The organism is Pseudomonas putida, assembly GCF_050990305.1.
GTDB lineage: Bacteria > Pseudomonadota > Gammaproteobacteria > Pseudomonadales > Pseudomonadaceae > Aquipseudomonas > Aquipseudomonas putida_AH.
In genome coordinates this window covers 5,152,700-5,167,292 of sequence record NZ_CP158817.1, presented here as the reverse complement: position 1 = coordinate 5,167,292, position 14,593 = coordinate 5,152,700, and the positions used below count along the sequence as shown (strand labels likewise).

The 14,593-nt window shown below is 58.9% G+C and carries 16 protein-coding genes; 7 read left to right on the top strand and 9 right to left on the bottom strand.

All coding sequences use genetic code 11. From position 1 onward, the window contains the following. Positions 1-55: 55 nt before the first annotated feature. Complete coding sequence (locus ABTV22_RS23370; RefSeq protein ID WP_433736795.1) at positions 56-910, bottom strand: LysR family transcriptional regulator; 855 nt, start codon at positions 908-910, stop codon at positions 56-58. A gap of 88 nt (positions 911-998) precedes the next feature. On the opposite strand from ABTV22_RS23370, the gene ABTV22_RS23365 reads away from it, so the two are divergent. After that, on the top strand, positions 999-1,421 hold the full coding sequence (locus tag ABTV22_RS23365; protein WP_433736794.1) for a multidrug/biocide efflux PACE transporter: 423 nt from the start codon (positions 999-1,001) through the stop codon (positions 1,419-1,421). 101 nt (positions 1,422-1,522) lie between these two features. Here the strand turns inward: ABTV22_RS23365 and ABTV22_RS23360 are convergent, their stop codons facing one another. Both ABTV22_RS23360 and ABTV22_RS23355 read right to left on the bottom strand, forming a co-directional pair. Beyond that, a complete protein-coding gene (locus tag ABTV22_RS23360) occupies positions 1,523-3,136 on the bottom strand; it encodes an inorganic phosphate transporter (RefSeq protein WP_433736793.1) in 1,614 nt (537 codons plus the stop codon). 227 nt (positions 3,137-3,363) lie between these two features. Next, positions 3,364-4,386, bottom strand: coding sequence for a transporter (locus tag ABTV22_RS23355; protein WP_433736792.1), 1,023 nt, complete (start codon positions 4,384-4,386; stop codon positions 3,364-3,366). 209 nt (positions 4,387-4,595) lie between these two features. Between ABTV22_RS23355 and ABTV22_RS23350 the strand changes: the two genes are divergently transcribed. Further along, complete coding sequence (locus ABTV22_RS23350) at positions 4,596-5,039, top strand: hypothetical protein (protein ID WP_433736791.1); 444 nt, start codon at positions 4,596-4,598, stop codon at positions 5,037-5,039. Positions 5,040-5,102: 63 nt separating this feature from the next. Here ABTV22_RS23350 and ABTV22_RS23345 read toward each other — a convergent pair whose 3' ends face one another. Beyond that, positions 5,103-5,411, bottom strand: coding sequence for a PepSY domain-containing protein (locus tag ABTV22_RS23345; protein WP_433736790.1), 309 nt, complete (start codon positions 5,409-5,411; stop codon positions 5,103-5,105). 184 nt (positions 5,412-5,595) lie between these two features. Then, a complete protein-coding gene (locus ABTV22_RS23340) occupies positions 5,596-6,723 on the bottom strand; it encodes a glycerophosphodiester phosphodiesterase (protein ID WP_433736789.1) in 1,128 nt (375 codons plus the stop codon). Positions 6,724-6,944: 221 nt separating this feature from the next. On the opposite strand from ABTV22_RS23340, the gene ABTV22_RS23335 reads away from it, so the two are divergent. Continuing rightward, positions 6,945-7,274, top strand: coding sequence for a DUF2025 family protein (locus ABTV22_RS23335; protein ID WP_433736788.1), 330 nt, complete (start codon positions 6,945-6,947; stop codon positions 7,272-7,274). 138 nt (positions 7,275-7,412) lie between these two features. On the opposite strand, the gene ABTV22_RS23330 is transcribed toward ABTV22_RS23335, so the two are convergent. Both ABTV22_RS23330 and ABTV22_RS23325 read right to left on the bottom strand, forming a co-directional pair. Beyond that, positions 7,413-7,736, bottom strand: coding sequence for an antibiotic biosynthesis monooxygenase family protein (locus ABTV22_RS23330; RefSeq protein WP_433736787.1), 324 nt, complete (start codon positions 7,734-7,736; stop codon positions 7,413-7,415). After that, positions 7,733-8,452, bottom strand: a complete 720-nt coding sequence (locus ABTV22_RS23325) for a CTP synthase C-terminal region-related (seleno)protein (protein ID WP_433736786.1) — start codon at positions 8,450-8,452, stop codon at positions 7,733-7,735. The genes ABTV22_RS23330 and ABTV22_RS23325 overlap by 4 nt, the downstream gene beginning before the upstream one ends. 139 nt (positions 8,453-8,591) lie before the next feature. Between ABTV22_RS23325 and ABTV22_RS23320 the strand changes: the two genes are divergently transcribed. Next, entirely contained in the window at positions 8,592-9,533 is a 942-nt protein-coding gene (locus tag ABTV22_RS23320) for a LysR family transcriptional regulator (RefSeq protein WP_433736785.1), read from the top strand. Between the two features lie 99 nt (positions 9,534-9,632). Here ABTV22_RS23320 and ABTV22_RS23315 read toward each other — a convergent pair whose 3' ends face one another. Further along, the gene (locus ABTV22_RS23315) at positions 9,633-10,241 is read right to left on the bottom strand and encodes a TetR/AcrR family transcriptional regulator (protein WP_433736784.1); all 609 of its coding nucleotides are present in this window, start codon (positions 10,239-10,241) and stop codon (positions 9,633-9,635) included. A 216-nt stretch (positions 10,242-10,457) separates the two neighbouring features. On the opposite strand from ABTV22_RS23315, the gene ABTV22_RS23310 reads away from it, so the two are divergent. Together ABTV22_RS23310 and ABTV22_RS23305 are read left to right on the top strand one after the other, a co-directional pair. Next, positions 10,458-11,516, top strand: a complete 1,059-nt coding sequence (locus tag ABTV22_RS23310) for an MBL fold metallo-hydrolase (RefSeq protein WP_433736783.1) — start codon at positions 10,458-10,460, stop codon at positions 11,514-11,516. A 128-nt stretch (positions 11,517-11,644) separates the two neighbouring features. Beyond that, positions 11,645-13,162, top strand: coding sequence for an amidase family protein (locus ABTV22_RS23305; RefSeq protein WP_433736782.1), 1,518 nt, complete (start codon positions 11,645-11,647; stop codon positions 13,160-13,162). Positions 13,163-13,297: 135 nt separating this feature from the next. Here the strand turns inward: ABTV22_RS23305 and ABTV22_RS23300 are convergent, their stop codons facing one another. Beyond that, positions 13,298-13,615 carry a helix-turn-helix domain-containing protein gene (locus ABTV22_RS23300; RefSeq protein WP_433736781.1) on the bottom strand — a complete coding sequence of 106 codons (318 nt, stop codon included), beginning with the start codon at positions 13,613-13,615 and terminating at the stop codon, positions 13,298-13,300. A 277-nt stretch (positions 13,616-13,892) separates the two neighbouring features. Here ABTV22_RS23300 and ABTV22_RS23295 point away from each other — a divergent pair, with 277 nt between their 5' ends. Further along, positions 13,893-14,588 (top strand): DUF6933 domain-containing protein, encoded by a 696-nt coding sequence (locus ABTV22_RS23295; protein WP_433736780.1) that lies wholly within the window; start codon positions 13,893-13,895, stop codon positions 14,586-14,588. Positions 14,589-14,593: the final 5 nt, after the last annotated feature.

Genomic DNA, 14,593 nt, shown 5'->3' with positions numbered 1-14,593 from the left:
CGTGTGATCGACTCACTACTGTAGGAGCGAGGCTTGCCCGCGAACAGCAACACCGCTATTCCAGCATCTTGCCCAGCAACCAGCTCCCCGCCGGCCCCGGCGGATTCAACCGCGACCACAACGCATCCACATACACGGTTTTCGGCCAGCCGCGCACTGGCAGTTCCTGTAGCGATCCCGGCCCGAATCGCTCTACCAGCCAGCGCGGCAATGGCGCCCAGCCGAAGCCACCCTGAGCCATTTCCAGCAGCATCAAATAACTCGGCGCCGACCAGACACGCCCCTTCGCCCGGCTTTCATACGGATTGACGATCGTTGCCAGGCGCAATTCGCGGTGTTGTTGCAGCACGTCCTGATCAATGTGCGCCAGCGTGGCCAACGGATGCCGGGGCGAGACGAACAGGGCGATTTCCGTGCGTTCGTCCACCGTCGAATTGACCAGGTCCGGCGGGTAACTGTCCTGCATTTCGGCGAAGGCCACATTCGCTCGACCGCTCTGCACCAGCGCCACCAGGTCGTCGCATTCGGCGATCAGGCATTCGAGTTCAAGGTCCGGATAACGCTGCTCGAAGGCACTGAGTGCCGCTTCGAAACGGTCGGACTGGTAGGTGTCAGACAGCGCCACCGTCAGCTTTGCCTCGACGCCTTGGGACAGTTGACTGGCGGTCATTTCCAGACGCCCGGTGGCGGCCAGGATCTCCTCGGCCCGCTGCAGCATCACGTGCCCGGCCGGGGTCAGGGTGGGTTTACGGCTGCTGCGGTCGAACAACTCCAGGTTCAGATCGATCTCCAGGCTGGCCACCGCTGCGCTGATGGTCGACTGGCTACGGCCCAACTTGCGCGCCGCCGCGGAAAACGAGCCTTGGGTCGCGGCCTGGACGAACGCCTGCAACACTTCCTGAGAGGCCATGAACTATCGCCTTGATCGATGGTTATTGGTTATGAAGTATCGGTGTGATGACCGACCATGGCAACCATCGCTATTGAGGAGGTTGGTCATGAACATCAACAAATCCATCACCGAACGTATTTTTCAGGCCATCGGTTTCGAACTGCTGGCCATCCTGATCTGTACGCCGTTACTGGCCTGGATCATGGACAAGCCGATGCTGGACATGGGCGCCGTGACGATCGCCATGGCAGCGCTGGCCCTGGCGTGGAACGTGATTTTCAACGGGTATTTCGATCGTGTGCTCAAGCGCTTTGCCATTGCCCACAACGCCTGGACGCGGGTGGTGCATGCACTGTTGTTCGAAGGTGGCCTGGTGGCCCTGGGCGTGCCGCTGATTGCGTGGTGGCTGAACATCAGCCTGTTGGAGGCGTTCGTGCTGGATATCGGCGTGCTGCTGTTTTTCCTGCCGTATACCTACGTGTACCACTGGGTATACGACGTGACCCGTGCCCGCTTGGTCAATGCATAACCCTGTAGGAGCCGGCTTGCTGGCGATGGTGGCGCATCAATCAACATTAATGGCACCTGACGCATCGCTATCGCCAGCAAGCCGGCTCCTACGGGGGGCACTCAGAAAATTTGGGTGAACAGCCAGTACAGGCTGCCCGACAGCACAATCGCCGCCGGCAAGGTCAAAACCCAGGCCATCAGCAGGTTGCGGATGGTCTTCATCTGCAAGCCGCCACCGTTGGCGACCATGGTCCCGGCGACACCCGAAGACAGCACATGGGTGGTCGACACCGGCAAGCCGAACATGTCGGCGGCACCGATGGTCAGCATGGCCACGGTTTCCGCCGAAGCGCCTTGGGCGTAGGTGAGGTGGGTCTTGCCGATCTTCTCACCGACGGTCACCACGATGCGCTTCCAGCCCACCATGGTGCCCAGGCCCAGGGCGATGGCCACGGCGACCTTCACCCACAGGGGAATGAACCGGGTGGAACTGTCGATCTGCTGCTTGAACAATTGCAGCTTGTCGCTGGTATCGGCGTCGAAGTTGCCGACTTTGTTCTTGTCCATCAGGCGAATGGTTTCGCTGGTCAGGTACATGTCGTTACGCACGTTGCCCACGGCCTCGGCCGGTACTTTCGACAGCGAGCCGTAACTCTTGACCTGAGCACCGATGGAACCGGTCAGCGCGGCGAGCGCTGGCACCAGTTGTGGTGTCGCTTGCTTGTTGCGCACGTAGTCGGACAGCACCGGGCGTGGGTCAGCCGGGGCCGGCAGCGGTGCGCTTTTCACCAACGCTTGCTGGGTGACTTCAGCCACAGCGGCAAACTGCAATGCCTGATCCGCTGGCATGGTGCGGTTCAGCGCGTAAGCCATCGGCAGGGTGCCGACCAGGATCAACATGATCAGGCCCATGCCTTTTTGGCCATCGTTGGAACCGTGGGCGAAGGACACACCGGTGCAGGTCAAGATCAACAGACCACGAATCCACCAGGGAGGCGGCGTGTTGCCTTTGGGCGCCTTGTACAACGCCCGATTTTTCACAAAAGCGCGCAAGGCCAGCAGCAACAGCGCGGCACAACCGAAGCCGACCAGCGGCGAGAGCAGCAGCGCATAGCCGATCTTGATCGCCTGTGCCCAGTCCACACCGCTGGTGCCGTCGCGTCCGTGCATCAGCGCATTGGCCACGCCGACGCCGATGATCGAGCCAATCAGGGTGTGCGAGGACGACGCCGGCAAACCCAGCCACCAGGTGCCGAGGTTCCACAGGATCGCGGCGATCAACAGGGCGAAGATCATTGCAAACCCCGCGGATGAGCCGACTTGCAGAATCAACTCCACCGGCAGCAGGGCGATGATGCCGAACGCCACCGCACCGCTGGACAGCAGCACGCCGAGGAAGTTGAAGAACCCGGACCAGATCACCGCGAAATTCGGCGGCAGCGAATGGGTATAAATCACCGTGGCCACGGCGTTGGCGGTGTCGTGGAAACCGTTGACGAACTCGAAGCCCAGGGCAATCAACAGCGCCACGCCCAACAGCAGGAACGGCGTCCAGGTGGTGACTACGGTGCCGATGGCGTTCACATCGCGCATCAAGCTGTAGGCGGTGAACAACAGCCCCATGGCCAGTACCGCGAAGAAAATCACGAGGGTGAACAGGCCGGGTTTTTTATCGAGCTGCGGTTGACTGCTGCTGACGGGCGTCTGTGCGGCGGAGAAGGAGGGCGTAGCCATGCCGGACATTCCTGGAGAGGGGAGGAGTATTCGTCATGATCGTCGCGAAGTGTTACATAAAAGCTGCTCTGGATCAGGGTTTGGGTTTTTCCTGTAGCCACTGATCGGAAGATCACACATTCCTGTAGGAGCGAGGCTTGCCCGCGATGAATGATTACGCGGTCATTCTGTTACACCGCGTCGTCTCGATCGCGGGCGAGCCTCGCTCCTACAAGGGTTGTGTTCGTTCAATAATCGCGCCGTTTGCGAAACGCCCAGCGCCCGGCGATCACGGTAAAGGTCGCGACCAGCGCCACCAGGATCCAGAACCCTTCCGGGTCTTGGGAAAGCGGCACGCCACCCACGTTCATCCCGAAAAAACCGGCAATGATGTTGATTGGCAGCGCCAGCACCGTGACCACCGTCAGGGTGAACAGGGTGCGGTTGCTCTGCTCGTTGAGGTTGGCGGCGATTTCTTCCTGCAACAGCTTGATGCGTTCACCGAGGGCCGTCAGGTCGTTGATGATCAGCGCGAACTCCTCGGTGGATTTGCGCAGTTCCTTGACGTCTTCCTTTTGCAACCAGGGCGGCGGGCGGTTGAGTAGGCGCAGCAGCGAGCCCGGCTCCAGCGCCAGCAGGCGTTGCAGGCGCACCAGCACCCGACGGTTGGCGCCCAGTTCGGCGCGGTTGGTCGACAATCGCTGCGACAACAACTCGTCTTCCACCTGATCGACGCTCAGGCTGGTCTTGCGCACGATCTGGGTCAGCACTTCGCCCTGATCGCGCAGCAAGTGCACCAGCAATTCCAGCGGCGAACGAAAGCGCTCGCCGGCCTTCACCGACGAGCGCAACTTGTCCACCGAGTGCAATGGCTGCAGGCGCGCGCTGACGATCAGCCGACTGCGTACACAGACCCACAATGTCGAGACATCCGAGGAGACCATGCTGCTGAGGTTGAACACCACATCGTTGACGACCGCCAGCAACGCCGAGTCGACGTGCTCGATGCGGGTCGAGCGCGAGCCTTCATGCAAGGCTTCGAAAAACTCGTCGGGCAGTTCCAAGTGGCTTTTCATCCAGCGCTCGCACGCGGCATGGGCCAGGTTCAGGTGCAGCCAGAGGAATTGCTCTTCGTCTTCCGGTTGTTGCAGGCACTGCAAGGCCCTGGCCGAATCGATCTCCTGCCCGCGCTCGCCGGGACGGAAACTGAACCCGTACAGCAAGCCGAACAGATCCGGGTCGCGATGGCTTTGATCGATGCTGTGGTTCATGAGGACTCGCAAGGGGAGGCGCCTGTCGCGGGTTTTACAGGTTCACTTGAGCCCCATCATTGCAAGGCTGTTTGACGGTTTTGTGACGGTTGCGTGGCGAGCATGGCGTTTGTATCCGGGTTGAGGCCGAGTCGGTACACAGTCGATCTCAAGTGCTGGCATGCGATGTCGATGATGGGGGAAACCTGAACCCATATTGGAAGAGCGCCATGGTCAGCATCACCAACGTTACGATTTCGCCAACCCTTTCCACACCATCGACGACTTCAAGCTCGGCGGCCAATAGCGCCACTGAAGGCACCCCGGCGGCGACCACCACCGCTGCAACCCCCGACAGCGCAAAAGTGGCTGCCGGGGGCGCGCCGGCATCGGGTGACAGCAGCTCCAGCAGCAGCGAAGAATCCGATTCGGTGAAGGAGCTGCGCAAGCAGATCGCGGAGCTGCAAAAACAGCTGCAGGAGCAACAACAGCAACTGCAAGCGGCCCAGGCCAAGCGGGAGGATGATGCGGCCAAGGCCAGCGCCGTGGCGTCCGCCCAGTCGCAGGTCGCGGCGACGTCTGCGTCGTTGCAGAGCGCCGCCGCGGAGTTGTTGCAGGCGCTGACGGATTCTTCTTCCAGCACGTCGGGAGCGTTGGTGAGTACATCCGCCTGATCAATCCATCAGGCGCAAAAAAGCCGCACGAATTGAACTTCGTGCGGCTTTTTGCTGTGTGCATCAGTCGTCTTTTTTGTTTTTCAGGACTTCGCCGGTGGCGGCGTTCAGGTCCACGTCCCATTTAACGCCTTGGGCGTCTTTGAGTTCCACTTCGTATTCGTAGAGGGTGGTGTGGTTGTCCAGGTCGCTGTCAGTAATGGTTGCGCCCGGGTGCAGCTTCAACACGATCTGATTCAGCTCTTCCAGCGGCTTGATCTTGCCGTCCTTGACCAATTGAGGGATCTGATCGACTGGCACGTCTTTAGCCTGTGCCAGGCCGGCGGTGAGGGTCAGGGTGGCAGCGGCGAACAGGGCAGTCAGGGTTTTCATCGAGGGCATTCCTTGGGGGAGCTGTTTAAGTGAGCTCAGCTTAGTTGTGGCAACTTAATTCATCCTTAAATTCTCTTAACCGTATCGCCTTCAAGCGCTTCGCGGGCAAGCCTCGCTCCTACGCGGTTGCATATCGATGTGTAGGAGCGAGGCTTGCCCGCGAAGAATTCAACTCGGTTCCGGGTCAATACCCGTTGTTTTTCAACACCTGATCAACACTCGCTGCCGCCGGCCGTTTATAGAACTTCAACAGCTCACTGGCACGATTGGTGAAAATCCCATCGACGCCCGCATCCATGACCTTCTGATAGTCCACTGCCTCGTCGAGGGTGTAGACGTGCACCAACAGGCCCTGGTCGTGGGTGTACTGATTCATCCAGGGTTGCACCAGGTCCGCGTAACTCTGATCGCCACCGTGGGTCAGCGCCGCGGACGGGCCGGTGCCGATTGCGCCCTGAGCCTTGGCATAGTCGACCCAGCGCTGGAATTCGGCTTTGTCTTTGGGTTGTTGTTTGGCGTAGTACGCAGCCTTGTCCTTCTCGCCGGAATCGGTAAACGCCACCTTGGAGGCAGGCTCGATATTGCCCTCACCGACCCACAACAACAGGATCTTGGGCACCCGTGGCATTTCCTTTTGCAGCAGTTCGAGGCTGCTCTTTTCGAAGGTTTGCAGGATCACCTTGCCTTTGCCCTGGCCGACCGCCAGTTCGCTTTTGGCCAGTTTCGAGCCGGTCGGGCTCAACCAGCCACGGTCCTGAAGTTTCGTTTTCAGGTCGCGCTCGATACCGGGAAATTGCTTGGGCTCCTTGGTCTCGATGTACAGGCCGGGTTTGTGCAGCGGGTTGCTTTGGGCGATGTCGATGATTTCATCGAGGGTCAGGATTTTCAGGCCCGTGTAGGAAGGCCGCGCACGATCCGGGTACGCGGTGTTGAACCAGCTACCGGCATCCAGGGTTTTCAGTTCGGCCATGGTGAAAGCGTTGGCCGGGCTGTCTTTGCGCTCGGGGAACTTGATCGCGACGTCGGTGGTGCGTTGCAGGTTGTTGTCGTGAAGGGCGAACAGCACGCCGTCCTTGCTGCGTTGCAGGTCCATTTCCAGGTAGTCGGCACCCAAGTCGCGGGCCAGTCGATACGCGGCAGCGGTGGATTCCGGCGCGTCGAACGAGGCGCCACGGTGGGCAATCACTGCCGGGTGCGGGATGCCTAGTCGGGTGGCCCGCGCCGAGGGACTGGGCTCGCTCGCGGCCTGTACCTGGCCGAAGCTAAGCAGCAGGCTCAGCATCAACGCGCTTTTGGTGAAGGTGGCAGACATGGTCGAGATCCTTTCGCGAGGGTTTTCAAAGACGTCCCTTTTAACAACACAACGTTGCCGACGCTATCGCGAGACCGACATAAAGCTGTTTAAAGCTGATGTTCGTCAGCGTTTTTGTGTGTGTGTTTGCAGTAGGCTTGGCCGGTGCAAACTCCCCGGCAGAGGGACATCCCTTCGCACACCTTGCGTGTAAACCAACAATCACTTGTCGTGAGGTTTCCATGCGCATCACTTCCCAGCTCATTTGCCAGGCGGCTGACCAACTCAACGGCTTCGTGGGCCTCAATCGCAAGACGGGTCATTACATCGTTCGCTTCAGCGAGGACGCCTTCGGCATGGATGTGGCGGACGACGGCATCATTCCCACCCGTGAGTTCGTCTGGGTGCCCGGCCCGGAACAGACCATGACGCTTAAGCGTGAGTTGATCCAGTTGCTGCTGGATCAGAACATCGATGAGCGGATCAACATCAGTGAACCGCTGCGGGTGTACATGAACCGGCGGGATGTGCCGGAGATTTCGGCGGTGCGCAGGTTGGTGTCGGGCTCTTAGATTTGTGTGGTTTATTCGGGCCTCATCGCGGGCAAGCCTTGCTCCTACAGATTTATCTCGTACGCACATGGCGTGATCGACTGAAAACTGTAGGAGCAAGGCTTGCCCGCGATGGCGGCCTCAACAGCAGCACAAAACTTAAAGGTTGAACTCATACGCCCGCTCAACCTTGCACACCCGCGTATGACACCGCGCATACCAGGTCGACCGCCCCCGCTCGCGAATCGCACTGTGCTCGGGATGATGCTTCCACGCCAAAATCGCCGCCTCACTGCTCCAGTACGACACGGTGATCCCCAATCCATCCTCGCCCCGGGCTGACTCCACACCGAGGAACCCCGGTTGCTCACGTGCAAGCTCCACCATGCGCGCAGCAGCCTCGGCGTAACCCTGATCGCCCTCGGTGCGCAGCGAGGTGAAGATCACTGCGTAATACGGCGCGGCTGGCGTATGGGCGATCATGACCGCAGCTCCTTGCACGCTTCGACCAAGGCCCGCACCAGCGGCGGTAACGTGCCCTTGAGTGCTGCGCGTTCTGGTTGGAACAGTGTGGCGACAAAGAAGGGATGAGTGTGGAGTTCAACCGCTCGCAGACCTTGTGTCTCATCACGGCCAACGGCCTGAAGACCCTGCTGGAGCAATGCCTGCTCGAACTCAGGATTCACCCCGTAGTTGCAGCGATAGCCTTCACGAATTTCCGAGGTTTCATACGCTGTGGCGATCAACGAACCCTTGAGCAAGTGAATGCTGTCGGTGACTTCTACCAACGAACAGGTCAAAGGCGTGAGCAGGGCCCGCGATGCGTTGGGCGAAGTCTCCGCGTGCTCGGCATCCTCCCAGCCCAATACATGGCGGGCGTATTCGAGTACCGCGTGCTGAAAACCGCCGCAAGTCCCGAGAAAAGGTCGTTGATGTTCGCGGGCAAAACGAATCGCCTGTAACGCGCCGTCCCTGTTGCGATAGGGGCTGGCGGGAACACACCAGAAGCCGTCGTACTCATCGAACGGGGTGTTGGCGTTGATGCTGTCGGTGGCCAGCCATTGACCCTGTACGTTCAGGCCGCTGCGTTCGGCGACCATGTCGAGCGCCACGGGAATCGCCTGGTGGGCGGTGACTTGCGGGTCGTGATCGCCGATCAGGGCGATGCGGATGTCCGGGTGAGAAAACGTCGTGTCCATGTGGTTTTCCTTGTGTAAGCGATTGCTTTGTGGCGAGGGAGCTTGCTCCCGTTGGGTCGCGAAGCGGCCCCAAGTGCGACGACCGCTGCGCGGACGAACGGGAGCAAGCTCCCTCGCCACAGTTATTCAGGGCGTTGGATTGCCCGTTTCTGGCGCCCACTATAGATTGGCGTTCACGCATTCAATATTGGCGTTATTCCAAGTGATCAATGCAGCGACGCACTATCGATTGGACTACCCGGACCTGGCCCTGATTCTGGCTTTGGTACGCGGCGGCACGCTGGCCAGGGCTTCGCAACTGATGAAGGTTGATGTCTCGACGGTGTTTCGTGCCGTGCGGCGGCTGGAAGCCGCGCTGGGCCAGCCATTGTTCGAGAAAAGCCGCGCCGGCTATTTGCCCACCACGCTGGCGCAGTCCCTGGCCACGCAGGCGGAACGGGCCGAGCAGGCGCTTGAAGCGGCGCGCATCGGCGTGGAGCAGGGCGGTGAAGTTATTAGCGGCACTGTGAGGCTGACGTGCACGGATTCGGTCTTGCAAGGTTTGCTGTTGCCGGCGCTGGCGCGGTTCATGCCGAATTATCCGGCGCTGATCCTCGAACTCAGCACCTCCAACGACTTCGCCAACCTCAGCCGCCGCGATGCCGATATTGCCCTGCGCTTGACCCGCTCACCACCGGAGCATCTGGTGGGGCGACGTCTGGCAGAGGTTTCCTACCGGGTGTGTGCCAGTAGGCGTTACCTGCAATCGGTCGGTAGCGAAGACTTGGCTGCATTGACCTGGATCGCCCCGGACGACTTCCTGCCCGATCACCCGACGGTGGCCTGGCGCCGGCAGGCGTTGCCGGGTGTGATGCCAGGGTATCGCTGCAACAGCATGCTGTCGGTCACTGAGCTGGTGCGTGCCGGGTTGGGCGTGGCCGCGTTGCCGGACTTTTTGATTGGTGAAGGATTACAGGCGTTGGGCGAACCCTTGCACGGTTATGACACAGCGCTGTGGCTGCTGACACGCCCGGATTGTCGCGCGTTGCGCTCGGTTGTGGCGCTGTTCGACGAGCTGGGGCGGGCGCTGAAAATGGCGTGAAGGTGCTTGGACCTCTGCCTTATTTTTCAATCTAAACATTGTTTCATCTTTGCTCGGCAGCTATCGAGCGTTCGACCTCGCCAGTGACATTGTCACTATTTACAGCTGATAACACGCCAGAAACATATCCAGCGCCGATTCCACCACCGTGCTTTGCATCTCGGGTGACAGGCTCGGTTGTCCCATGGAAATCTGCGGCCAGAACGCGAAGGATTTGAGCAGTCCTTGAACCTGTTGCGCGGCAAAGTCAGGGGCGACCGCTTTGAGGCGCCCATCGGCCTGCGCGGCGCGAATCCACACCGTCAGGTTTTCTTCACGCTCACCCAGGCGGGTCACCATGCTCTGGGCGCGTTCGGGCGAATGGATGGTGGTGGCGATGGCCACTCGGGCCAGATCAAGCAAGTTGTCATCACCGAGCATTTGCAGTTTTGCGGTCAGCAAACGCTTTAATTGGTCGCGAAGCGGCAGGTCGGAGCAGTAGGGCGTTTCCTGTTCAGCGGTCACCCGAACCCATAATTGGTTGAGGATCTCGGCAAACAACTCGTCCTTGCTGGGGAAGTGGTTGTACACCGTGCGCTTGGACACGCCAGCCGTGGCGGCAATCTTGTCCATGCTAGTGATCTCGAAACCGTTGGCACGGAATTCGGCAATCGCCGCTTGAATGATGGCTTCGCGTTTTCGGTCGGTCAGGCGCTGTGGAGCTGTCATTAATTGGGCTTCGGCAAGGTTGGATGAAAAACTACACTTGGCAGTTTACTTGTGATCGGCTTTGATGCAACCTTGAAACTACACTGTGCAGTGTAATGTTTTGTTAATCCTGCACGGTGATAACTAGAGTTTCGGCTGATGCGTGCGTGCCTTGGCCATTTATCGTCCCAAAGCGGAAAATCGTGATACGAGCGGTTTTTCTGGAGTCATTCAGTCATGGCCAACTCAACTTCCTCGACGCAAAGCGCTGTCAGCTCCCAAGCGTCCCGTCAGACAGAAGGGCAATTCCGTAACCATGCGCCGTTCAAGCGCGAAGGCTTTCACAAGACTCTGCGCATCCTGTGGAACGTGATCTTCCACAAACCCCATGACACCCGTCCCAACGCACCGATCCCGGTGCAGCCCCTGACGCAGGCGGCGCTGATCGCCGCGCCAAACCACAGCGTCTATCGTCTCGGTCATTCCACCGTATTGCTTAAACTGCGGGACAAGTTCTACATCACCGACCCGGTCTTCGCCGAGCGCGCTTCGCCCGTGCAGTGGGCCGGACCGAAACGGTTTCACCAACCGCCGATCAGCCTGGAGCAATTGCCGCCGATTGAAGCGGTGATCCTGTCCCACGATCACTACGATCACCTGGACCATCAGGCAGTGCTCAAGCTTGCCGACAAGACCCAGTACTTTCTCACTCCGCTGGGCGTGGGCGATACCCTGATCAAATGGGGCATCGACGCTCGCAAGGTCCGGCAGCTGGATTGGTGGGAAGGTACTGAGGTCGACGGCCTGCGCTTCATTGCCACGCCGTCGCAGCACTTTTCCGGTCGCGGTCTGTTCGACGGCAACAGCACCCTCTGGGCCTCGTGGGTGATGATCGATGGCGACACGCGGATCTTCTTCAGCGGCGACAGCGGTTACTTCGATGGCTTCAAACGCATCGGTGAGCAGTACGGTCCGTTCGACCTGACCCTGATGGAAACCGGCGCCTATAACGTCGAGTGGCCGCATGTGCATATGCAACCGGAACAAACCCTGCAAGCCCACCTTGATCTTAAAGGTCGCTGGCTGCTGCCGATCCACAACGGCACGTTCGATCTGTCGATGCACGCCTGGTACGAACCCTTTGACCGCATCCTGGCCCTGGCCTGGGAACGCAGTGTGACGATTGCCACGCCGCAGATGGGCGAAGCCTTCAACCTGATGCATCCGCAACGAGGCGGGGCTTGGTGGTTAGCGGTCGAACAGCAGGTGTACGAGGATCAACGAAGCCTCGGCTGAAACTACAAACAGGTAGGAACCTTCGTACGAGAAGCGGCGATCTGTAATGACGGATAATTTCGGCCGCTTCTGTAGGCTGAAAAACCGGGTGAAATCATTCACTCGCTATCAGTCATAAGGACTTTTACATGGATGTAACGTTAAGCAGCTGCATGACGCGGCTGGCCGCCATTGCCCTGTTCTCAATGCTGGGCAGCGCAGCCTGTGCGAGGGTTCCGGATCCCGAAACCAGGCTGGAATATTTGAGTGTCGATGAAATCAATCAGCGCATGGATCGCGGCCAACTGAATTCCGTCACGCTGCTCCGACACCTGTTACAGCGGATAGAAAGGCTGGACAAAAACGGGCCGGCGATCAACGCGATCATCGAACTCAATCCCGATGCCTTGGCGATGGCCGAGGCAATGGATCAGGAACGAAAGGGCGGTTACATCCGGGGGCCAATGCATGGAATCCCGGTATTGCTCAAAGACAATATCGATACCTCCGATCAAATGCAGACCACTGCGGGTTCACCGGCCATGGTCGGTGAACCCGCCGCGAAAGATGCCTTCATTGTGGAACGCCTCAGGGCCAGCGGGGCGGTGATTCTTGGAAAAACCAATCTCAGCGAATGGGCACATTTTCGCGACCCAACGCTCCCCAGCGGTTGGAGCGGACGCGGCGGACAAACCAAAAATCCGCACCTGTTGAGTGGCGATCCCTGTGGTTCCAGTTCAGGCTCCGGCGCAGCCACCGCAGCAGGCTTTGCGCCGCTGGCCGTTGGCACCGAAACATCAGGCTCGATCATCTGCCCGGCGTCCTTCAATGGTGTGGTGGGCCTCAAACCCACGGTGGGGCTGTTAAGCCGCAGCGGCATCATCCCGGTTACTCACAAACTCGATACGCCCGGCCCTATGGCCCGCACGGTGCGCGATGCCGCACTTCTGTTGAACGCCATGGTCGGCAACGACGCTGCCGATCCGGTTGAAAAACCACATAACCTGGAGAAGGTGGACTTCACCGCAATGTTGCGTCCAAACGCACTGGCCGGGCGGCGCATCGGTTACCCCGCCAAGTTTGATAGCGGTAATTTGGCCCTACTGGCCGATCCCCAGTTTTCCCGAGCGTTGGAACTCATGCAGGCCGCGGGGGCAACATTAATCCCTGTGGAACTGGTTGACCCGCGTTCGAAACAGGTGGATGAGGCGTTCCACATGGGCATCAAGCGAGACCTGCCTCGTTACCTGGCGACTCGAACAGGCATTCCTGCCCAGACATTGGAAGACCTTGTGCTTTTGAATGCCGCCAACGTCGAGGGTCATAACCAGGACACATTGATTGCTGCGAGCAAGGTCGCCTTCGATGAGCCAACCTACAATCAGCTCTGGCAAAAAATTAAAAGTGAAAACGCCGCTGTGATCGACCAACTGCTGGCAACCCACCAACTGGATGCTCTCGTATCGGATGTCGAATCCCCTGCCTTGAATGTCGTACCGCTGGCGGGTTATCCCGGCATCATGGTGCCTTCCGGAATAGACGAAGACGGCGTTCCGACTTCGATTCTCTTCTACGGACCTCGCTGGAGCGATGCCAGGTTGCTGGCATTGGCATACGGTTATGAACAAGCGTCGCTTGCTTGGCGGGCGCCGATGTTCAAGCCATAACCATCACCCCTGTAGGAGCGAGCAAGCTCGCGATGGACGTGGACGATAACGCGGGCTTGCTGATGGAACGTGCTGCCCTCAAGTCCATCGCGAGCATGCTCGCTCCTACAGGGGGCGATGCTGATTACCGAATGTTTACTCCACCATCGCAAAATCCGCCCGCCCCACCGGATTCGGCGTCGATCCTTTCACATTCATCCCACGCCCCGGTGCGAACCCCGGGAAGAACACCAACCCCTCCGATTCAAACCGATACGCCAACGTCAACCGCGTGACATCCATCACCTCACGTTCCGCTTCAAAACGCTGAATGGCCTCCACCGATACCCCGGCCTCCCGAGACAACTCCTCCACACTCCAACCCAGCATCGCTCGGGCTTGGGCGCAGTGGGCCGGGGTGAATTGGAAGAGGGCGATACGCTCCAGGGTGATTTTCATCGCTTGAGAGGCCATGGTGTTCTCCGGACTCGGGGTGTTGATCCAAAATGTACTGTGTTTTTGTACAGTTGTTTTGGTTCCGGATCAAATTGATTTTTTGATTTGTGCGACTTTGTCCCGTTCAGCCAGACGGACGGCGGAGTCTTGGATTCGGTAAGCTTTTTTCGAAGGAGTGAGTTTTATGTCATCGATGATGCTTCACAGGTGCGCATCCTATGGGCTTGAATGGGTTGACGAGAGCGTACGGCAAGACTGACAACTGCCATCACCAGCCTTCTACCAGAGAATCAGGATGTTGATCTTCAACTGCAGCGAAGCGGCCAGTAACTTCTTCAGCCGTGTGCACAAAGGCAAGAAAATTACGCCAGTAGAAAAACCGCCATCGCCCGTCATCGAGGACGATGAGGTGAGTGAGCTCACCGAGCAGTGGCTGGTTCACGCCACCACGGTGCAACGCAAACATGTGCTGTACGTCATTCACGTGCAAACCCGTTATTGCATGATTTTCGCGGACGCGAAAAAGGCGGATGTCGAGGGTTTCATTCGACGTTTTGCGGACCGTTGGGTGGAGGGGCTCATCCGGCATGCCGGGAACCATGACATCCTGCACTGGGTTGATGCTGAGCAGATGATGGAGCGCTTCCAGGAGGGTTGCCGCGAGTACGTCTTTTACAAACGCAGTCATCGCGGTGCGCAAAAACATATCAATGAAATCTCATGGATTTTCGAAGACTGCGCCGCCGAATGGGGGACCTTACCTTCAGACGAGTTTTCTGCCGGACGCTTCGATGGCGATATGAATGACACCCCCCGAGGCAGCAAAGGCCACAAGGACTTTTACTACCCGGATGAGGAAATGGTCGCTCATTGGTTGCACCGTTACTGCGGGCTTGATGAGTCAGGGGTTAATGCTGCCCTTGAACGACGTAGGGAAGTGAAGCGGGAAATACGGGCGTTCGAAGTTGAACTCAGACGCCAAGAGCAATGAGCGAT